The sequence below is a fragment of the Gordonia jacobaea genome (genome assembly GCF_965344965.1).
GTDB classification, from domain to species: domain Bacteria; phylum Actinomycetota; class Actinomycetes; order Mycobacteriales; family Mycobacteriaceae; genus Gordonia; species Gordonia jacobaea.
This window is the reverse complement of record NZ_CBDRLS010000002.1, coordinates 513,117-532,073: the sequence shown is the minus strand read 5'-3', so window position 1 is coordinate 532,073 and position 18,957 is coordinate 513,117. Positions and strand designations below refer to the sequence as shown.

The window sequence follows — 18,957 nt, the reverse complement described above, 5'->3', positions numbered from 1 at the left end:
CGAGAGAGTGATTCGCACGGAACTGACCGAGAGGTTTGGTATCGACTATCCGATCTTCGGCTTCACGCCGAGTCAGGAGGTCGCGGCCGCCATTAGTCGCGCCGGCGGAATGGGTGTTCTCGGATGCGTTCGCTTCAACGAGGCGTCGGAGCTCGACGAGGTGTTGGAGTGGATGCACGAGAACACCGACGGCAAGCCGTTCGGTGTCGACGTCGTGATGCCTGCCAAGATCCCCACGGAGGGAAGCAAGGTCGACCTGGAGTCGATGATTCCGCCCGAGCATCGGGCATTCGTGGAACGTACCCTCGACGACCTCGGGGTGCCGCCGCTGCCGGACGGCAACCGGGTGGATGCCGGGGTGCTCGGCTGGCTGCACTCGGTGGCGCGTTCGCACGTCGACGTCGCGATGGCGCACGCCCGAAAGTACGGACAGATCAAGCTGATCGCGAACGCGCTGGGTTCACCGCCGCCGGATGTGATCGGCGTCGCGCACGACAATGGTGTGCAGGTCGCAGCGCTTGCGGGCGCGAAAGACCATGCGCTGCATCATATCGAGGCCGGCGTCGACATCGTGATCGCACAGGGCTACGAGGGTGGCGGGCACACCGGCGAGGTGACGTCGATGGTGCTCTGGCCCGAACTCGTCGACGCCGTCGGCGATCGCGCACCTGTGTTGGCAGCGGGCGGCGTCGGCAGTGGTCGGCAGATGGCGGCGGCGATAGCCCTTGGCGCACAGGGTGTGTGGATGGGCACGTACTGGCTGACCGCTGCCGAGTACCGACTCGGTGCCACCGGCGACGGGCCGTCGACGGTGCAGAAGGCGCTGCTCGCGGCGTCGTCGAGAGACACGGTGCGTCGTCGGATCTACTCGGGCAAGCCCGCCCGGCTGTTGAAGACGAAGTGGACCGACGCGTGGGATGCTCCCGGCGCTCCGGAGCCGCTACCGATGCCGCTGCAGAATCTGCTCGTGGGGGAGGCGCACGCGCGGATCTCGCAGGCGGACGACGCCGGCGTCGTCGCGATGCCCGCGGGCCAGATCGTCGGCCGGCTGAACTCGATCACCCCCGTCGCCGAACTGATCGCCGACCTGGTCAGCGAGTACCAGGAATCCGCCGCTCGGCTCGGGAAGACGCTGGAGTAGGTGGGTCGGGGTCTGGTGTCGGGCGGGCGGCGATCGGGGTTGGTCGGCAGCGGGGTGGGTGGTCAGGCGTACGTGCGGCCGTGGCGGGTCCAGGTTGCAGGTGAGTCGGATTGGCGGAGAGTGCGTTTAAGCGTCTTGAATGTTGCCGTCTCGGGTAGTTCGTCGACGATGCGCACGCGGTGGGGCCACTGTTTGGGGCCCAGGTCGCTCTGGGCAGCGAGGAAGTCGCTGAACTCTGATGGTTCGAGGGTTGGAGCAACCAGGACTGCTTCGATCTCGTCGCCGATCTCGACGGGCACTCCGTACACGGCGACCTGTTCGATTCGGTGGTGGCGCAGTAGGATTCGCTCGATCGGGCCGGCGCCGAGGTTCTCGCCGTCGACGCGCATCCACTCGCCGAGGCGACCGGCGAAGTGTATGTAGCCTGCGTCGTCGACCCAGCCGAGGTCGCCGGTGTGATAGATCCCGCCACGCATGCGCTCCGCAGTCGCGGCGTCGTCGCCGTAGTAGCCGCTGAAAAGTCCTGGGCCAGAGGTGTTCACGATCTCACCGACTTCACCCGGCGGTGCCGGGTCCCCGGTTTCCGGTTCGACGACGGCTGTTGGCGAGCGCAGGGGTCCGAGTGCGTCGTCGGGAGTATCGGGAGTTCGGGTGATGGCGACACCTCCCTCGGTGGAACCGAAACCGTCGACGACGCTGCAGCCGAATCGGGTGGTGAAGCGTCGTCGATCGCGTGCCGACGCCTCGTTGCCGTAGACGATCCGCAGTGGGTTCTCGGCGTCGTCAGGTTTCTCGGGTGTCGTCAGGATGTAGTTGAGTGGCTTGCCGACGTAGTTGGCGTAGGTGATGCCGTAGCGGCGAACGTCGGGCAGGAAGGCACTCGCAGAGAACCTGCGCCGCAACGTGATCGACGCTGCGCCCGCCACCGCGACCGACCAGCCGGCGATGGTGGCGTTGGAGTGGAACATCGGCATCGAGAGGTAGATGTTGTCGGTGGGGCCGATGCCGAAACGTTCGGCGAGCATCGTGCCGCTTGCGGCGAAGGTGCGATGTGTGCAGCGAACCGCCTTCGGCTCGCCGGTGGTACCGGAGGTGAAGATGAGCATCAGGAGATCGTCGTCGGCGCAATCGGGGAACTCGACGAGTGTATCGACATGGGGTGCAAGTAGTTTCGGCCACTCGTCTGAGTCGACGTCGATTGTTCGCGCGCCGACGTCGACGTCGCCGAGGAGGTGGCGGGTGTCGGAGTTGGTGAGTACCAGATCGCAGTCGGCTGTAGCGATGTCGGCGGCGAGGGCGGCGCCGCGTCGAGTGGTGTTGAGTCCGACGACGACGAACTCGCCGAGCGCCGCCGCAGCGATCAGGTAGCTGAACTCCGCGACGTTGCTCATCAGCACGCCGACGTGGGGCGGTCGGCCGTCGGTCAGCAGATCGGTGACCGTAGCTGCGCGTTGCGCCGAGCGGCGCAGATGCTCACTCCACGTGACGAATTCGTCGTCGACGTGGAGTCCGCGGTCGGTGACGTCTGCCAGTTTCGACAGGAGATCGGTGACGGTCACGACGGTGTGATCGTCATGCAGGCTCGGCCGCGAGCGCGTCGCCGAGCCGTCGGAGCGCCGTGCTTGCAGATCCGAGGGTGAACTCGTTCTGCTTGGCGCGCAGGAAGTATCGATGCGTGGGATGGCTCGTGTCCAAGCCGACGCCGCCGTGGACGTGGACGGCCGTGTGCGCAACTCGATGCCCGGACTCCGCTGCCCAGAACTTTGCGGTTGCGATTGCGGCGGAAGTGTCTGCGCTGCCGGTGGTTTCAGGGTGTTCGGGGTCGTTGGATGAACCGACGTCGGACCGCGCGAGGAGCCACGAGGCCTGGGTGGTGGTCAGCGACAGCGCCGAGACGTCGATGTAGCCGTCCGCGAGGCGCTGCGCGACGGCCTGGAAGGAGCCGATCGGTCGCCCGAATTGCTCACGCTCGCGGGCGTAGCGTGCGGTGGCGTCCAGCGCGGCGGCGAGCACACCGGACTGCTCGGCACAGACCGCAAGGGTGAGGCGATCGACGAGATCGGATACGACCTCGACGCCGTGCAGGACATGGGCGTCCTCGAGTGCGACGTCGGAGAATTCGACGTGATAGGTCGGGGTGAGTCCGGTTGTGCGGGTTTCGGTGATCGTGATGCCGGTGGCGGAGGCGTCGACGACCGCGACGGCGAGCGAGTCGGCATCGCTGGCGGTGACCAACAGCACTCCGGCTGCCGCGGCGTAGCCGACGTTGATCTTGCTGCCGCGCAACACGTATCCGGCGTCGGTTTTGGTCAGAGTCGTTGTGGGCGAGAGCGCGTCGTCGCCGAGATCTTCTTCGACTGCGGCTGTTGCGATGAGTGTGCCGTCGGCGAGGCGGGGTAGTAGGTCTTTTGCGAGGGTCGTGGTGGCGTGTCGGGCGAGGATCGGGCCGGCCGCGATGGCGTGCTGTCCGAAGGGGACGCGGGCTAGGTGCGTGCCGAGTTGCTCTGCGACGGCGGTGTTCTCCACGGTCGAGAGTTCGCCTGCGACGTCGCCCGCGAGGGTTTCGGGGAGTTCGAGGGCGAGCAGGCCTGCGGCCGCGAGCTCACGCCAGAGCTGGTCGTCGAGCGGCGCCGACGAGGCTTCGAGCGCCGCGACGCGTTCGTCGGTGCTGATCTTGGTCGCGATATCGGCGGCGAGATCGCGCACCGCCGTTGCGGTCTCGGGGAGAGTGAAGTCCATGGCGGGTGCTCCTCGGTGGGTGGGTGATCTCGACAAGCTCGATCAGCGGGATTGAAGTTCGATCAGCGGGCGGTGATCTCGACAAGCTCGGTCGGCGGGGTGATCTCGACAAGCTCGATCATCGGACGGAAGCTCGGTCGGCGGGTCGATTAGCGGCGGGCGGGCGGCAGGCCGAGGGCCAGCATGCCGATGATGTCGCGCTGGATCTCGTTGGTGCCGCCGCCGAAGGTAAGGATTAGCGACGTCCGCTGGTAGCGCTCGAGTCGGCCGTGGAGTTGGGCGCCGGGTGAGTCCTGCCTCAGCGTCGCGGCAGGGCCGACGACCTCCATCAGCAAACGGTAAGCCTCGGTGGAGAATTCGGTGCCGAAGACCTTGGTGGCCGAGGCGTCGGCAGGACTCGGTGATCCGCCGGAGGCCGCCGCGGAGGCGATCTTCCAGTTGATCAGCTTCAGGTACTCGACCTTCGCGTGTACCCGCGCGAGGTTTGTGCGCACCCACGGTGCGTCGATGACGCGCTGGCCGTCGCCGGTCTTGTGTTGCTGTGCCCAGGCGACGGTTTCGCGAAGCGCGGTCTGTACGGGGGCGGCGCTGCAGAGCGCGACCCGCTCGTGGTTGAGCTGATTGGTCACCAGCGGCCAGCCGCCGCCCTCTTCGCCGACTCGCGCGCTCACCGGTACCCGGACGTCGGAGTAGTAGGTGGCCGACGTGTCGACGCCCGACATCGTGTGGACCGGCGTGTAGTCGAATCCGGCGCTGTCGGTCGGGACGATGAGCATCGAGATGCCCTTGTGTTTCTTTCCGCCGGGCTCGAGGGTCGACGGGTCGGTGCGGCACGCGAGCCAGATGTAGTCGGCGTATGCGACCAGCGACGTCCACATCTTCTGTCCGTTGATCACGTACTCATCGCCGTCGCGCACGGCGGTCGTGCGTAGGGCCGCGAGATCGGTGCCAGCCTCCGGCTCGGAGTATCCGATCGAGAAGTGCAGTTCGCCTGCCGCGATCTTGGGCAGGAAGAAGGCCTTCTGCTCGTCGGTGCCGTAGTTCATGATCGTCGGCGCAACCGAGTTGATGGTCAGGAACGGGACGGGCGCGCCCGCGATCGCGGCCTCGTCGGTGAAGATCAACTGGTCCATCATCGAACGGTTCTGGCCGCCGAACTCGGTCGGCCAGCCGAGCGCGAGCCAGCCGTCGGAGCCCATCTGCGCCACGACGTCGCGGTACGCGTCGCCCTCACCGAGTTCGCCGTCACCGCCCGTGAGTGCGGCGCGTCGTTCGTCGGTCATCAGTCCCGCGAAATACGACCGCAGCTCGCGACGGAGATCGGCCTGTTGCTCTGTGTACGCGATGCGCATGTTCGACCCCTGTGCTTTCGGTGGGTACTCGCCAACTTCTGAAACACGTTCTAACCTGTATCCACCCAGCCGTCAACCAGCGGACCTGACAACGAAGAGGGGTACTGATGCGAATCAAGGCGGATTTCGACCTATGTGAGGCCAACGGTGTGTGCGTCGGATTCGCACCCGAGTTCTTCGACCTCGATGACGACGACTACCTGGTGATTCTGTCTGATGAGGTGCCCGATGAGAAGGTCGACGAGGTGCGTCGGGCAGTGGCCGGATGCCCTAAGTCGGCACTGCGGCTCGAGTGAATTCGACGAGTGGTTTCGGGGGTTCTGTTCCGGCGCGCAGGGCGCGCATGTTAGAACAGGTTCTAGTAATCGAGAGGGGTTCGTGATGGTGCAGTCTCTTGACGATCGGGTCGCCGTGGTCACTGGCGCCGGTGCTGGTCTCGGCAGGGCCGAGGCGATCGGTCTCGCCAAGGCGGGTGCGACGGTGATCGTCAACGACCTCGCGAACGCGCTCGACGCCAGCGACACGATCGAGGCCATCACCGGCGCTGGTGGCCGAGCGGTGCCCGTCGCAGGCGACATCTCCGACTCCGGCGTCGCGGCCGAGATCATGCGTGTTGCCACCGAAGACCTCGGCCGACTCGACGTCGTGGTCAGCAACGCGGGCGTCGTCCGCGACAAGATGCTGTTCAACATGACCGACGACGAGTGGGATCTGGTGATCCGGGTCCATCTCCGGGGACACTTCCTGCTCAACCGCAATGCGGGCGCCTACTGGCGTAACGAGTCGAAGAAGGCGGGCGGACCCGTCTACGGGCGCCTGATCAACACCTCGTCGGAAGCCGGTCTGCTCGGCCCCGAGGGGCAGGCGAACTACGCCGCGGCCAAGGCCGGGATCACCGCGCTCACCCTCTCCTCGTCGCGCGCGCTCAAGCGCTACGGCGTGCGTGCGAACGCGATCTGCCCGCGCGCACGGACTGCGATGACCGCCGCGGTATTCGGTGATGCACCCGCCGATGGCGTCGACCCGCTGTCGCCCGAGCACGTCGTGCGGCTCGTGAATTTTCTGGCGTCGCCCGACTCCGACGACGTGACCGGACAGGTCTTCGTCGTCTATGGTCCGCGCGTTACCCTGATGGCCGCGCCGACCGTCGACGAGGTCTTCGAGGCCGAGAGTGGCACCTGGGATTCCGACGATCTCGCTAAGACGCTCACGTCGTATTTTGCCGAGCGCGATCCGTCGAAAACCTTCACGGCGCGTGGGCTGGTCAACTGACCCACTTCTGTGTGTTTTGCGTGCTAGGTTGCTTGGAAACCGGGGAAGAGGAGCAGACGTTTGTCGCGCAGGCTTGACGCGCCGCTGGAACAGGTCGGCGACTTCGTTGCCCTAGGTGTCGATTCATTCCGCGAGCTGTTTCATCGTCCTTTTCAGTGGCGGGAGACGGTCGAGCAATCGTGGGCGATCGCGCGTGTTTCGATGATGCCGACGCTGCTCGTGGCGATCCCCTTCACCGTGCTCGTCAGCTTCACGCTCAACATCCTGCTTCGCGAGATCGGTGCGCAAGACCTGTCGGGAGCAGGCGCAGCTCTCGGCACGATCACTCAGATCGGTCCCATCGTCACGGTGCTCATCGTCGCCGGAGCGGGCGCCACGGCAATCTGCGCCGACCTCGGCGCACGGACGATCCGCGAGGAAATCGACGCGATGGAGGTGCTCGGGATCAACCCGGTGCACCGACTGGTGGTTCCCCGCGTGATCGCCTCGACCGGCGTGGCGCTGTTGCTCAACAGCCTTGTGTGCACGATCGGTATCGGCGGCGGATTCTTGTTCTCGGTCTATCTGCAGGACGTCAATCCGGGTGCGTTCCTCGCCAGCCTCACGCTGCTCACCGGCTTCGGCGAACTGATGATCTCGATGGTCAAAGCGGCGCTGTTCGGGCTGTTCGCGGGATTGGTCGGCTGCTATCAGGGACTCAACGTCAAGGGTGGGGCCAAAGGCGTCGGCGACGCGGTGAACGAGACCGTCGTCTACTCCTTCATGGCGCTGTTCGTCGTCAACGTCGTGGTGACCGCGGTCGGCGTGAAGGCGACGGCGGGCTGAGAAATGGTCCTTCCCTTCACGACGCGGCTCCAGACCGCCAGAGTCGCGATCAAACGCGCGGGCGACGACTGGAACCAGATCGGCGATCAGGCGCTCTTCTATTGGGACAGCCTGATTGCGATCCCGCGAGCGGTACGCCAGTACAAGAAGGAGACGCTCCGGCTGATCGCGGAGATCTCCATGGGCTCTGGTGCGCTGGCGATGATCGGCGGCACCGTCGTCGTGGTCGGATTCCTGACGTTGTTCACGGGCGGCACCATCGCGGTTCAGGGCTATAGCTCGCTGGCGAACATCGGTGTCGAGGCGCTGACAGGATTCTTCTCGGCGTTCATCAACGTCCGCATCGCGGTTCCGGTGATCGCGGGTATCGCGCTTGCCGCGACGATCGGCGCGGGAGCGACAGCACAGTTGGGTGCCATGCGCGTCAGCGAGGAGATCGACGCACTGGAGACCATGGCGATCTCGTCGATTCCCTACCTGGTCAGCACTCGCATCGTGGCGGGCATGATCGCGATCATCCCGCTCTACTCGCTGGCCTCCCTCGCCGCCTTCGTCGCCAGCCGATTCGCAACGGTCGTGCTCTACGGGCAGTCGTCGGGTGTGTACGACCACTACTTCAATACGTTCCTGATCCCGTCGGACATCCTCTGGTCGTTCGTGCAAGCCATCTGTATGGCCATCGCGGTGATGCTGATCCACACCTACTACGGCTACAACGCCGACGGCGGTCCGGTCGGCGTGGGCGTCGCGGTCGGCAACGCGGTGCGCGCGTCGCTGGTCGTGGTCGTCGTCATCACTCTGCTCACCTCGCTCGCCATCTACGGCGCCGACGGCAAGTTCAACCTGGCGGGCTGATCAGATGGCGCGCAGACAAGAGCGGAGCCCGCTGGTCCGCAAGACGGCAGCGGTGATCATGGTGGGTGGTCTCGTCGCGGTTGTCGTCGGTGCCGGCGCACAGTTCCTCGGCTGGTTCGCCGACACCCAATCGGTCACGCTCAACACGCCGCGAGCCGGTCTGGTGATGAGCCCCGACGCCAAGGTGAAACTGCGCGGTGTGCAGGTCGGCAGGGTCGCGACGATCAGGCAGGCCGACGGTCACGCGGTGCTCGACCTCGACATCGACAGCGACAAAATGTCGCAGATCCCCGCGAACGTGACCGCAGACATCAAATCCAACACGGTTTTCGGGGCGAAAGCCGTCAACCTGGTGATCCCAGAGACCGGACCGCAGGGCCACCTCTACGCCGGGCAGGTCATCGCGGCCGACCGGGTCGTCGTCGAACTCAACACCGTTTTCCAACAGTTGGTCAACGTGCTCGCCGACCTCCAGCCCGACAAGCTCAACGCCGTGATGGGCGCCGTCGACACCGCACTGTCGGGGCAGGGCAAGCAGATCGGCGCGTCGCTCGACCAACTTTCGGGGTTGCTCGCGAAGACCAACCCGCATCTGCCGGAGCTCAACGAGGCCATCGAACAGGCCGCGGGAGCGACCAATGTGTACGCCGACGCCATGCCGGATCTGATGCGGACCGTCGACAACGCGACGTTCCTCGGCAACACGTTGCTCGACAACTCGGCCAACCTCGACGCGCTGCTGATCAACGCGACCGGGATGGCCAATACGATCAACGGCGTGCTCTCGCCGCCCAAGCAGACACTGATCAACACCCTGTCGAACCTGAACCCCGTCGCGCGGCTTCTCGGCTACCAGTCGCCGGGACTCACGTGCTTCTTGACGGCGAGCGCGCAGGCCGCTGATCTCGCCAAGCCGATGCTCGGCGGAAAGAACAACAATCTGCTCCTGTACGCGGGATTGCAGCCGGGCACCGACCCGTACACGTATCCACAGAGCCTCCCGATTGTCGGCGCCGACGGCCCGCCGACCTGCGATGGAGCCCTGAGTGATCCCACAACCGACGTCAACTCGGGTTTCTACGTGACCGATAACGCTCCGGTGCCCTACCAGCCACGCACCACTGCCAAGGCCTCACGCGAGAAGCTCTTCCAGGTGCTCTTCGGGGAGCCCGCCCGTGGTTGACAATCGCACCCGCGCGTTTCGCGCCACCGTCATCAAGCTGGGCGCGTTCGCGACGGTCATGATCTTGGTTTTCGTCGGCCTCGTCGCGGTGTTCAGCAACTATCGACCAGGGTCGTCGTCGGACTACTCCGCCATCTTCGTGAGTGCGTCGGAGATGAAGTCGGGGTCGAAGGTGAAGATCGCCGGTGTGCAGGTCGGCACCGTGGACAAGGTCGCGTTGACGCGGAACAACGACGCCGAGGTGTCGTTCAGCGTCGACGAGAAGTACCGGCTGCCGAAGTCGGTGCGCGCGTTGATACGCTACGAGAACCTGACCGGCGACCGCTATCTCGACATCGAGCAGGGCGGTGGCGATCCCGACGACACACTGCCCTCGGGTGCGACGATCCCGATCGGGCAGACCGAGCCCGCGATGGACCTCGACAAGTTGCTCGGCGGGTTCAAGCCGCTGTTCCGCACGCTCAATCCCGACGAGGTGAACCAGCTGTCGGCGTCGTTGATCGAGGTCTTCCAGGGCCGAGCCCAGCGGGAGGCGCTGACGAACCTGCTCGCGCAGACGTCGTCGTTCACGGGTGCGCTCGCCGATCGAGATCAGTTGATCGGCGACGTCATCGACAACCTCAACCAGACGCTCGGCATTCTCGACGGGGACAAAAAGGGTCTCGACACGAGCCTCGATCAGATGCAGCAGTTGATCACCGGACTGTCGGCGCAGCGCGGAACCATCGGCAATGCGCTGACGCAGACGGCCGCGGTGACCAACGGACTGTCGGGGTTGCTCGGTGCGACCCGCCCCGATCTCAAGCAGATCGTCGCCGAGACGGGCACGGTGTCGGGCAACCTGCTGAAGTCGGAGCCATACCTGCGGCAACTCGCGGGACGACTCCCCAACGACTTCAAGAAGCTCTCCAATCTCGGCAGCTATGGCGCATGGCTGCAGATCTACTTCTGTCGAATCCGATTGCTGCTCAGCGGACCTGACGGCAAGCAATATTTCTTCACCTCCAACGACGTGATGGGCGATACCACGAAGGCAGGCGGGAGGTGCGCGGCGACATGAGTGAGAAGCGGGCGCTCCTCAACGGGCGCAGCCGAGTTCAGATCGGCCTCATCGGCGTTGTCGTCACCGCGATGGTCGTGATCGTCGCGATGCAGATGGACAAGCTGCCGTATCTGTCGCCGATCAGCAGGTACACCGCGTATTTCGACGACGCGGGTGGGCTGGTGAACGGCGACATCGTGACGGTCTCCGGTGTGAAGGTCGGTACGGTCGAGAACATCGTGCTCGCACCGACCGACCAGGGCACGAAGGCCGCGGTCACCTTCCGCATGAACGACACCGTGGTGATGGGTAGGGATACGCAGGCAGCGATCAAGACCGAAACAGTGCTCGGCAGAAGGAATCTGACGATCCTGCCGCACGGTGGTGGACGTATCCGGCCGGGCGAGTCGATCGCCAACCGCAACACCATCGCACCGTATTCACTCTCCGACGCTCTCGACGAGTCGACCAATTCGCTCGCACAGACCGACACCGATCAGCTCAACAAGGCCCTCGACACCCTGTCGGTGACGTTCTCGTCGACCCCCGACGAAGTACAGGGCGCGGTCGACGGCGTGTCACGGCTGTCCAAGGCCATCGCCGACCGCGACAACAACCTTCGTGCACTGCTGGCCAAGGCCAACGGTGTCACCGACGTCATCGGCGACCGGAGCAAGCAGATCAATCAGCTTCTCGTGGATGCCAATTCGCTCGTCGGCGAACTGCAGTTCCGACGCACCGCCATCGCGCAGCTCATCAGTGGTACCCGTGACGTCGCCGACCAGATCTCCGGATTCATCAAGGAGAACAACGAACAACTGCGGCCTGCACTGACGAAACTCGACGGTGTACTCGACATCCTCAACGACAACGAGGAGAACCTCAAACAGACCCTCGACCGGCTGGGGCCGTACGCCAACGCGCTCGGCGAGGCCGTCGCGTCCGGGCCACGGTTCGAATCGCTGGTCGGTGTCAGTACTTTCGGCGATTACACCGCGACGTTCATGAAGATCCTTCAGCAGAAGTATCCCGAGGCATGGAAGGCGTTCGGCTACAGCGGGTTCCCGCTGCTGCCGCAGGCATGGAGCCAAGCGCCGCCCTTCCCGCAGAAGAACACCGCACCGGCTCCGCCGCCGACCTACCCGACCCCGACGGCAGGTGGCTGACATGGCATTCCGTCGCTCCCTCCCGGGGAGTCGAAAGGCATGGGGCGCAGCGGGTCTGGTGGCGCTGCTGGTTCTGGCGGGCATCATCGGATACGCCGTGTACGACAGGGCGACCACCAAGACGATCACCGCCTACTTCCCGTCGGTCAACGGTCTCTACACCGGCGACACCGTGCGCGTGCTCGGTGTCCGCGTCGGAAAGGTCAGCTCCATCACGCCTCGTGCGGGCGATGTGAAGGTGACGCTCGACGTCGACCGTTCGACGCCGATCCCGGCCGACGCGCGGGCGGTCGTGGTGGCTCAGAGCCTCGTTTCCGGCCGGTTCGTGCAACTGACTCCGGTCTACGCGGGCGGAAAGCAGCTCGACGACGGCAGTGCGATTCCCATGGAGCGCACCGCCGTTCCGATGGAGTGGGACGACGTCAAGAAGCAACTCTCGAGCCTGACCAAGGCGATCGGACCCGATGGCGCCGACAAGGGATCGGCCGCCAAGTTGATGGACGTCGCCGACAAGAACCTGCAGGGCAACGGTGAGGCGATCAATTCGTCGATCACCAACCTCTCCGACGTGATGTCGACGCTGTCGTCGGGTCGCGACGATCTGTTCTCGACGATCCGCAATTTGCAGAAGCTGACCGACGCGCTCTCGACGAGTCACGAGGAGCTGGTGCAGTTCAACGGCCGGATCGCCTCTGTGACAGATGTTCTCGCCGACAACACGACGCAACTCGACGGCGCGATGCACAATCTGGATTCGGCGATGAGCGATATCAACGCGTTCATCGACCAGAACAAGCAATCGTTGACCACCTCGGTGGCGAAGCTGTCGGACACGACGCGAATCCTCGCGGAGAAGGACAGCCAGATCCGCGGGTTGCTGCACTCTGCGCCCAATCAGCTCGCCAACTTCTACAACATCTACAACCCGCTGACCGGTTCGCTGTCCGGAGTTTTCGGCCTCGGCATGGGCAACAACCTCATCACGCTGCTCTGCGGAACGATGGAGGCCAACAACAGGCCGGGGCAGAGCCGGGCAGACGTCGAAAAGTGTGTCGATGTGCTTGCGCCCGTTCTCGGTTCGCTCTCGGTGGCATATCCGCCGTTCATGTCCGACCCCGTCGTCGGCAAGAGTGCGCTCCCCAGCCAGGTCACCTACCAGAACGCCGACGTGAAGGCCCGCGCCCAGCAGGGCATTCGCGATCAGGACGCTGCGACGCGTCGCGGCAACGGCGGCGGGCTCGGCGACCTGCTGGTGCCGTGGGGAGGTGAGGGCTGATGCTGCGCCCCAACCGAACTCGCGGGCCGCGCAGGAGCCTGCGCGCCGCACTCATGATCGCGGTGGTCACGGCCATCGCGACGGCCTGTGGATTCGACGGCGCCGACAGCCTGCCCGTGCCGGGCGCGCAGGGCACCGGCAACGGATCGTACGAGATCTCGGCGGTGATCCCGACCGCGGCGGGCCTTACCAACAACTCCCCGGTGATGTTGAACGACGTGACGGTCGGAAGCGTCGGGGATATCGATGTCGACGCGAATTGGCATGCGGCGGTTCCGATCAAACTCAATCCGGGAGTGCAGGTTCCACGCGGTTCATATGTGAAGGTCGGGATGACGAGCGTGCTCGGGTCGACACATCTGGCGATCGTGCCGCCGGAGAAGACGACGGCCGGCTATCTGCACGCAGGCGATGAGATTCCGCTGCCCGCGTGTCCAGAGCAGAAGAACATCGCGCAGCCATCGGGTCAGCGGGTCGCAGACATCAATTCCGCGCAGCAGGTGCCCCAGTGCGCATTCCCGACCACGGAACAGGTGCTTAGCGCACTATCGGTGGTGCTCAATGGCGGTGGACTCTCGCAGCTCGGCGACATCACCCATGAGCTCAGTCAGGTCCTCGGCGGCAACGCCGAATCGATCCGCGCGCTCGTGCCGCGCCTGAACACGCTCATCTCCGACCTCTCGAGCCAGTCGGGCGACATCATCGACGCGATGGACGGCCTCGACCGGTTGAGTACGACGATCAACCAGCAGAAGCCGACCGTCGAAAAGGCTCTCGCCGACGGGCCGGCCATCTTGGCGATGCTCAACGACGAACGCGACAAGTTCACCGGCGCATTGTCGGCGCTCAGTGGCCTCTCGAAGACCGTCAACGATGTGCTGCGCGCCAACACCGACGACATCAAGACCATCGTCGCGAACCTGAATCCGACGCTCGGCGCGCTCGCCGCGGCGGGTCCGGCGCTGCCGGGGGCGACCAGAATCCTGTTCACCTTCCCCTTCTTGGAGGAGACGATTCCGCAGATCGTCAAGGGCGACTACGTGAACTCCGACCTCGTGCTCGACCTGACGGTCGACAGACTCAAGCAGACAATTCTGATGACCTCGGGTCTCGTCGGGCCGGAAGGGGTGACCGGCCAACCTGCCGGAGCGGCCAAGCGCGGGCTGGATCCGTTCACGGCGCCGCTGGTACCCGGCGGTGAGAAGCGGCTCGACAGTGCGGACCCTGTCCCCGCCGGAACGCAGGAGTCGACCGCGACGGGAACGTCCACCGCTCCCCGGACACCCGTTCCCGCGAACGGTGGTGGCCGATGAAGATCACCAGGTTCGTCCGGATGCAGCTCACGATCTTCGCGATCGTCACCGTCGTCGCACTTGTCGCGATGGCCGTGTACTACGTGCGCTTGCCCGCGATGGCTGGTGTCGGTCGCTACGACGTGACGCTCGAACTGCCGAGCACGGGCGGCATCTACACCAACGCGAACGTCAGCTACCGCGGAGTGAACGTCGGCAAGGTCAAGGAGGTCCGCCTCACGTCGAACGGTGTCGCGGCGACGCTGTCGATCGACAGCTCGGCGAAGATCCCCGCCGACTCCACTGCGTCGATCCGCAGCGTGTCGGCGGTCGGCGAGCAGTTCGTCGAGTTCACACCCAAGTCAGGGTCGGGTGGCGACTACCTCGGCGACGGTGCGGTGGTGCACAGCACCGACGTGCCGGTCGAGATCTCGTCGGTGCTCGAGCAGGCCAATGCCCTGCTCGCCAAGGTAGGCGACACCCGATTGCGCAACGTGATGGACGAGGCGTTCACCGCATTCAACGGAACCGGTGAGGATCTTCGGCGCCTGCTCGACTCGATGACGCTCCTCGTCGCCGACGCCGACAAGAACGTCGACGTGACGATCGATCTGATCAAGCAGACCGGCCCGCTGCTGGAGACGCAGAACAGGACTGCGGACTCGGTCCGCGCGTGGACGGCGAACGCCGTCAAGGTGACCGATCAGTTGCGCGCCAACAAGCCGGAGATCACCGACATCCTGACCAAGGGGCCGTCGACGGCGTCGAAGTCGCAGCAGTTGTTCGCGGACATGGATCAGACACTTCCGATGCTGATCAACAACCTCGGCGTCGCGTCGAAGACGCTTGCGCTCTACCTGCCGAATCTCCAGCAGGTGGTGGTGATCTATCCGCGATTGATCAGCTCGCTGCTGACCGCGGTTCATCAGGGCTCGGCCGAGTACGGGCCGAGCGTGCTGTTCTCGCTCGGCTTCCAGGATCCCGCGCCGTGCACCGTCGGATTCATGCCGTCCAACGAGTGGCGCAGTCCCGCGGTGCAAACCGCCCGCGACCTGCCTCCCGGTCTGCTGTGCCGGTTGCCGCAGGATGCGCAGATCGCGGTTCGTGGTGCCAGGAACTTCCCGTGCGCCGAGTTCCCCGGCCGACGCGCCCCGACGCCTGAGGAATGCCGGACGGGCTTCAAGGCGAGTACGGAGAAGAACGTCGCTCTGCCCAACGGGATCCCGGGCCTCGTGCCAGCCCCCGCCGGCTATACGACGCCTGGTACCCCCGGGTCGTATGAGGCTGGTCCGGCCGTTTACGGCACCACGTACGATCCGGATACGGGTGACTTCATCGGCCCGGACGGCAAGACGTACAACGCCGGAACCGGCAGGGACGCTCCTGCAAGCAGCGACAGTCAAGGACAAAGCAGCACGTGGCAGGGATTGATCACCAGCGGGATGGCAGGGTGAATCGGCAGGTGGGCGCTCAACCGGTCCGCTCGGCGCCGTTGCGGCGGGGCCGTAAGGACAAACGCGAACCGATCAAGCCCGCCGAGAGCGCGCCGGCAACTGATCAACTCGACGAGAACACTGCCGAAGCCGAAGCCGAAGCCGTTGAGAGCGCGGTGGAGCCCGCTGAGTCCGTCGAGGAAACTGCCGAGAGCACCGTCGAACCTGCGGGGGGCACCGCCGAACCCGCCGGGGAGTCCGCGGTCAGCTACCGCGAACGCCGCGCCAAAAGGCAGGGTTCGACGCCGAGCCGGCCGGTGGAGCGTCGAGCAAGGGTCGGTCGCGGAAGAGGTGGCAAGTGGGTCGTCGCCGGTGCGGTGTGCGCTCTTTTCATCGTCGCGTGCGTGGTCGCGTCGACCTTCTTCGCCGTCGGCACCAGTCGGCTCGATCACCGAAACGAACTCCGGGCGTCGTATTCGACGTTTGCGCGACAGATGACCATCGACCTGACATCGCTCAACCCGGGCAACGTCGACAAGGCATTGCAGACCGTGCAGGACAAGACGAGTGGCCCTGCGCAGCAACGGATCAAGCAGTCGATGGCGCAGGTGACCGACCTGATCCGTACCCAGAATCAGACCGTCACGTCATCGGTGATCACCGACGCGGTCACCAAGGCGACCGACGACGAGGGGTCGGTGATCGTCGTGTACGGGTGGGAGATGAAGTCGCAGGATCCCAAGCAGGAGACCGTTATTCAGACGTTCCGCTGGCGGGTGGACATCACACGGATCAACGGTGATCTCAAGATGACCAACTTCGAGTGGGTGGTCTGATGTCGACCGCAATCACCACACGACGGCTCGTGGTAGTGGGTCTCGCCGTCATCGCTGTGGCGTGTGTGGTGGCGACCGGATTTCTCGGGTTCCGATACTTCGACGCTCGTGCGACGGAGGATTCGCGTGAGTCATCGCTTTCTGCGGCAAGGGATTACGCGACGACGATGTTCGGCTACGACCCGGTGAACGTCGCCGACCACGTGCAGCGGTCCAAGAACGTCGTCATCGGATCGGCGAAGACCGAGTACGACAGGCTGATCGCGCAGCCGCTGCCCGACGACAAGGACGACTTTGTCGAGGGAGTGCGCAAGCAGCGCGTCGTCTCTCAGGCCGTCATCCAGGACGCGGGCGTCGTGACCAACACGCGCGACACCTCGACGGTGCTGCTCTTCATGAATCAGTCGGTCAGCCGCAATGGCAAGGACCTCGTGCGCGTGGACCCGAGCCGACTGACGTTCGCGATGGTCCGCCACGACGACACCTGGATGATCGAAAAGATCGAGATCATCACCGACGACTCGTTCCGCAGCCGTATCGAGCAGACATCGACTCCGCCGGCAGGTGCGGTCCCGCTCCCGGGCCCGTCATCGGAGAGCCCGTCACCTGCAAGTCCGTCGCCGGCGAGTCCGTCGGCCGTCCCCACCGAGTCCTCGGCACCTCCTGCCGGTTAGCGGCGTCGGCGTGTTTGTGCGCACGAACCAAATCCGCCGACCGACTTCATGTCCGGAGGACATGGCCTAGGTCACTATTGCTGGATAGTGTCGTGTGGCACACAGCGCAGGCGACGTCTCGGTACTTTGCGCGAGTTAGTCTCCGCCGCAATGACTTTCGTGATGGTTCACGCCGTGGTCCTCGGGTTCGGTGTCTTCCGGCCCGATCGATGACGGTCGTCTCGTCTGTTGTGCAGTGCCAACAGATTCGAGAGAGGTCCGTGTAAATGTCGGAAGTATCCAATTCGGAATTGCAGGGTAAGCGCGTCTTCATCACCGGTTCTGCGCGCGGTGTCGGGCGGGGAATCGCCGAGCTGGCAATCAGCCGCGGCGCTCAGGTGGTGATCAGTGACTTCGACGAGGATGCGGCGCATAAGACGGCAGCGGACCTCGGCGCCGCGGGCGTGGCCAATTGCGATGTGACCGATGAGGCGAGCGTCATCGACGCGATCGCGCGGGTGCAGGAACTGCTCGGTGGGCTGGATGTGCTGGTCAACAATGCGGGCATCGAGATCGCGGCCCCGCTCGCAATGCAGTCGACGGACAGCTTCGACAAGATCTTCGCGGTGAACGTCCGTGGACCGTTCGTCGTCACCAAGGCCGCCGTGCCCGCGCTCGCCGAAAGCAAGGGCAACGTCGTCAACATCGCATCGGTCGCCGGAGTCGGCGGAAGTCCGTTGCTCGGCTCGTACTGCGCCACCAAGGCGGCGCTCATCCAGCTCACCCGGGTGTTCGCGATCGAACTTCGCCAGACCGGAATCCGCGTCAACGCCGTCTGTCCCGGATTTGCGGATACCTCCATGGTCGACCGGCTCGCCCCCGAGTTCGAAGCGGCGACCGACGCCCCCTTCGGTGACCTTGTCGCGGCAAAGCAGGGACGGCTCGGAACCGTGGAAGACATCGCGGAGGTCGCCTGCTTCCTCGCATCCGACCGCGCCAGTTGGGTAACCGGAAGCCACTACGTGCTCGACGGCGGACTGACCGCATCCCTTGTCTGACTTCGTATTTCGATCCACTCCAATCCACTTGTAGAGAAGAGGACCAACTCATGGCACAGAAACTGGACGGTCGCGTTGCCGTCGTCACCGGTGCGGGCGCCGGACTGGGCGCCGCGATCGCACGGCGGCTCGGACAGGAGGGTGCGCGCGTCGTGGTCTCCGATATCAACGCCGACGCCGCCAAGTCGGTCGCGTACTCGATCGACGGCGCTATCGCGTGCACAACGGATGTCACCGACGAAGAACAGGTGCAGCAACTGATCGCCGACACGCAGGAGCACTTCGGCGCGCTGCACATCATGGTTCCCAACGCGGGAGTCGGCTCCGTGCAGCCCATCGCGGAGATGTCCTACGCGGATTGGCGCAAGACCACCTCGGTCAACCTCGACGGGGTGTTCCTCTCGATCCGCTACGCCGCACCGGCGATCATCGCCTCCGGTGGAGGGTCGATCGTGACGATCAGCTCGATCACCGCGACCGCCGGCTCTGCACTGATCGCTCCGTATGCCGCGGCCAAGGCTGCCGTACGAAACCTCACGGAGACCGCCGCCGCGGAGTTCCGCGCGCACGGCATCCGCGTCAACGCCGTACTGCCGGGCTTCATCGATACGGAACTGGTCACCACCGCGGCGCCACTGTTCGAAGCCGCCCTCGGACTGCCGGAAGGCGGCTTCGACGCTGTCATGGCTCAGAAGCAGGGACGCTACGGAACGCCGGAAGAAGTTGCTGCAGCGGTGACGTTCTTCGCCTCGGATGAGTCGTCGTGGTGCAACGGCAGCAGCCTGGTGCTCGACGGCGGATTCGTGAGTTCGCTGCTCTGAGGCCGGTCAGGGG

At 65.0% G+C, this 18,957-nt stretch carries 18 protein-coding genes; 15 read left to right on the top strand and 3 right to left on the bottom strand.

From position 1 onward, the window contains the following. Positions 1-10: 10 nt before the first annotated feature. A complete protein-coding gene (locus ACRVY7_RS08595) occupies positions 11-1,141 on the top strand; it encodes an NAD(P)H-dependent flavin oxidoreductase (RefSeq protein WP_431817058.1) in 1,131 nt (376 codons plus the stop codon). Positions 1,142-1,203: 62 nt separating this feature from the next. Here the strand turns inward: ACRVY7_RS08595 and ACRVY7_RS08590 are convergent, their stop codons facing one another. The 3 genes from ACRVY7_RS08590 to ACRVY7_RS08580 all read right to left on the bottom strand — a co-directional run bounded on the left by ACRVY7_RS08590 (position 1,204) and on the right by ACRVY7_RS08580 (position 5,232). Then, positions 1,204-2,700: a long-chain-fatty-acid--CoA ligase gene (locus tag ACRVY7_RS08590; protein WP_431816733.1), complete on the bottom strand. Its 1,497-nt coding sequence runs from the start codon at positions 2,698-2,700 to the stop codon at positions 1,204-1,206. A gap of 13 nt (positions 2,701-2,713) precedes the next feature. Next, on the bottom strand, positions 2,714-3,880 hold the full coding sequence (locus tag ACRVY7_RS08585; protein ID WP_431816732.1) for an acyl-CoA dehydrogenase family protein: 1,167 nt from the start codon (positions 3,878-3,880) through the stop codon (positions 2,714-2,716). A gap of 149 nt (positions 3,881-4,029) precedes the next feature. Continuing rightward, positions 4,030-5,232, bottom strand: coding sequence for an acyl-CoA dehydrogenase family protein (locus ACRVY7_RS08580; RefSeq protein ID WP_005204753.1), 1,203 nt, complete (start codon positions 5,230-5,232; stop codon positions 4,030-4,032). A 107-nt stretch (positions 5,233-5,339) separates the two neighbouring features. Between ACRVY7_RS08580 and ACRVY7_RS08575 the strand changes: the two genes are divergently transcribed. The 14 genes from ACRVY7_RS08575 (at position 5,340) to ACRVY7_RS08510 (ending at position 18,944) form a co-directional block, all read left to right on the top strand. Further along, positions 5,340-5,528, top strand: coding sequence for a ferredoxin (locus tag ACRVY7_RS08575; RefSeq protein WP_005204755.1), 189 nt, complete (start codon positions 5,340-5,342; stop codon positions 5,526-5,528). Between the two features lie 85 nt (positions 5,529-5,613). Beyond that, a complete protein-coding gene (locus ACRVY7_RS08570; RefSeq protein ID WP_431816731.1) occupies positions 5,614-6,504 on the top strand; it encodes a 3-oxoacyl-ACP reductase in 891 nt (296 codons plus the stop codon). A 60-nt stretch (positions 6,505-6,564) separates the two neighbouring features. Further along, complete coding sequence (locus ACRVY7_RS08565) at positions 6,565-7,329, top strand: MlaE family ABC transporter permease (protein ID WP_005204758.1); 765 nt, start codon at positions 6,565-6,567, stop codon at positions 7,327-7,329. Between the two features lie 3 nt (positions 7,330-7,332). Next, a complete protein-coding gene (locus ACRVY7_RS08560; protein WP_005204760.1) occupies positions 7,333-8,184 on the top strand; it encodes an MlaE family ABC transporter permease in 852 nt (283 codons plus the stop codon). Between the two features lie 4 nt (positions 8,185-8,188). Beyond that, positions 8,189-9,367, top strand: a complete 1,179-nt coding sequence (locus tag ACRVY7_RS08555) for an MCE family protein (protein WP_290727056.1) — start codon at positions 8,189-8,191, stop codon at positions 9,365-9,367. Beyond that, positions 9,360-10,427, top strand: coding sequence for an MCE family protein (locus ACRVY7_RS08550; RefSeq protein WP_049699888.1), 1,068 nt, complete (start codon positions 9,360-9,362; stop codon positions 10,425-10,427). The genes ACRVY7_RS08555 and ACRVY7_RS08550 overlap by 8 nt, the downstream gene beginning before the upstream one ends. Then, positions 10,424-11,575: an MCE family protein gene (locus tag ACRVY7_RS08545; protein WP_431816730.1), complete on the top strand. Its 1,152-nt coding sequence runs from the start codon at positions 10,424-10,426 to the stop codon at positions 11,573-11,575. Before ACRVY7_RS08550 ends, ACRVY7_RS08545 begins: the two co-directional genes overlap by 4 nt. A gap of 1 nt (position 11,576) precedes the next feature. Next, complete coding sequence (locus ACRVY7_RS08540; protein ID WP_431816729.1) at positions 11,577-12,851, top strand: MCE family protein; 1,275 nt, start codon at positions 11,577-11,579, stop codon at positions 12,849-12,851. Beyond that, positions 12,851-14,164: an MlaD family protein gene (locus ACRVY7_RS08535; protein ID WP_431816728.1), complete on the top strand. Its 1,314-nt coding sequence runs from the start codon at positions 12,851-12,853 to the stop codon at positions 14,162-14,164. The genes ACRVY7_RS08540 and ACRVY7_RS08535 overlap by 1 nt, the downstream gene beginning before the upstream one ends. Beyond that, the gene (locus ACRVY7_RS08530) at positions 14,161-15,597 is read left to right on the top strand and encodes an MCE family protein (RefSeq protein WP_005204770.1); all 1,437 of its coding nucleotides are present in this window, start codon (positions 14,161-14,163) and stop codon (positions 15,595-15,597) included. Before ACRVY7_RS08535 ends, ACRVY7_RS08530 begins: the two co-directional genes overlap by 4 nt. Positions 15,598-15,605: 8 nt before the next feature. Next, entirely contained in the window at positions 15,606-16,412 is an 807-nt protein-coding gene (locus ACRVY7_RS08525) for an Rv1363c family protein (RefSeq protein ID WP_431816727.1), read from the top strand. Beyond that, positions 16,412-17,086, top strand: coding sequence for a hypothetical protein (locus ACRVY7_RS08520; RefSeq protein ID WP_431816726.1), 675 nt, complete (start codon positions 16,412-16,414; stop codon positions 17,084-17,086). Before ACRVY7_RS08525 ends, ACRVY7_RS08520 begins: the two co-directional genes overlap by 1 nt. Positions 17,087-17,352: 266 nt before the next feature. Continuing rightward, positions 17,353-18,123, top strand: a complete 771-nt coding sequence (locus tag ACRVY7_RS08515) for an SDR family NAD(P)-dependent oxidoreductase (RefSeq protein ID WP_431816725.1) — start codon at positions 17,353-17,355, stop codon at positions 18,121-18,123. A 50-nt stretch (positions 18,124-18,173) separates the two neighbouring features. Further along, the gene (locus ACRVY7_RS08510; RefSeq protein ID WP_064866596.1) at positions 18,174-18,944 is read left to right on the top strand and encodes a glucose 1-dehydrogenase; all 771 of its coding nucleotides are present in this window, start codon (positions 18,174-18,176) and stop codon (positions 18,942-18,944) included. The last annotated feature ends 13 nt before the right edge of the window (positions 18,945-18,957 follow it).

What these genes read in the sequence shown, in the direction of transcription:
- ACRVY7_RS08585 (WP_431816732.1), bottom strand. Translation starts at nt 3,880, where the DNA reads ATGGACTTCACTCTCCCCGAGACCGCAACGGCGGTGCGCGATCTCGCC.
- ACRVY7_RS08580 (WP_005204753.1), bottom strand. Translation starts at nt 5,232, where the DNA reads ATGCGCATCGCGTACACAGAGCAACAGGCCGATCTCCGTCGCGAGCTG.
- ACRVY7_RS08575 (WP_005204755.1), top strand. Translation starts at nt 5,340, where the DNA reads ATGCGAATCAAGGCGGATTTCGACCTATGTGAGGCCAACGGTGTGTGC.
- ACRVY7_RS08570 (WP_431816731.1), top strand. Translation starts at nt 5,614, where the DNA reads ATGGTGCAGTCTCTTGACGATCGGGTCGCCGTGGTCACTGGCGCCGGT.
- ACRVY7_RS08560 (WP_005204760.1), top strand. Translation starts at nt 7,333, where the DNA reads ATGGTCCTTCCCTTCACGACGCGGCTCCAGACCGCCAGAGTCGCGATC.
- ACRVY7_RS08555 (WP_290727056.1), top strand. Translation starts at nt 8,189, where the DNA reads ATGGCGCGCAGACAAGAGCGGAGCCCGCTGGTCCGCAAGACGGCAGCG.
- ACRVY7_RS08545 (WP_431816730.1), top strand. Translation starts at nt 10,424, where the DNA reads ATGAGTGAGAAGCGGGCGCTCCTCAACGGGCGCAGCCGAGTTCAGATC.
- ACRVY7_RS08540 (WP_431816729.1), top strand. Translation starts at nt 11,577, where the DNA reads ATGGCATTCCGTCGCTCCCTCCCGGGGAGTCGAAAGGCATGGGGCGCA.
- ACRVY7_RS08535 (WP_431816728.1), top strand. Translation starts at nt 12,851, where the DNA reads ATGCTGCGCCCCAACCGAACTCGCGGGCCGCGCAGGAGCCTGCGCGCC.
- ACRVY7_RS08530 (WP_005204770.1), top strand. Translation starts at nt 14,161, where the DNA reads ATGAAGATCACCAGGTTCGTCCGGATGCAGCTCACGATCTTCGCGATC.
- ACRVY7_RS08520 (WP_431816726.1), top strand. Translation starts at nt 16,412, where the DNA reads ATGTCGACCGCAATCACCACACGACGGCTCGTGGTAGTGGGTCTCGCC.
- ACRVY7_RS08515 (WP_431816725.1), top strand. Translation starts at nt 17,353, where the DNA reads ATGTCGGAAGTATCCAATTCGGAATTGCAGGGTAAGCGCGTCTTCATC.
- ACRVY7_RS08510 (WP_064866596.1), top strand. Translation starts at nt 18,174, where the DNA reads ATGGCACAGAAACTGGACGGTCGCGTTGCCGTCGTCACCGGTGCGGGC.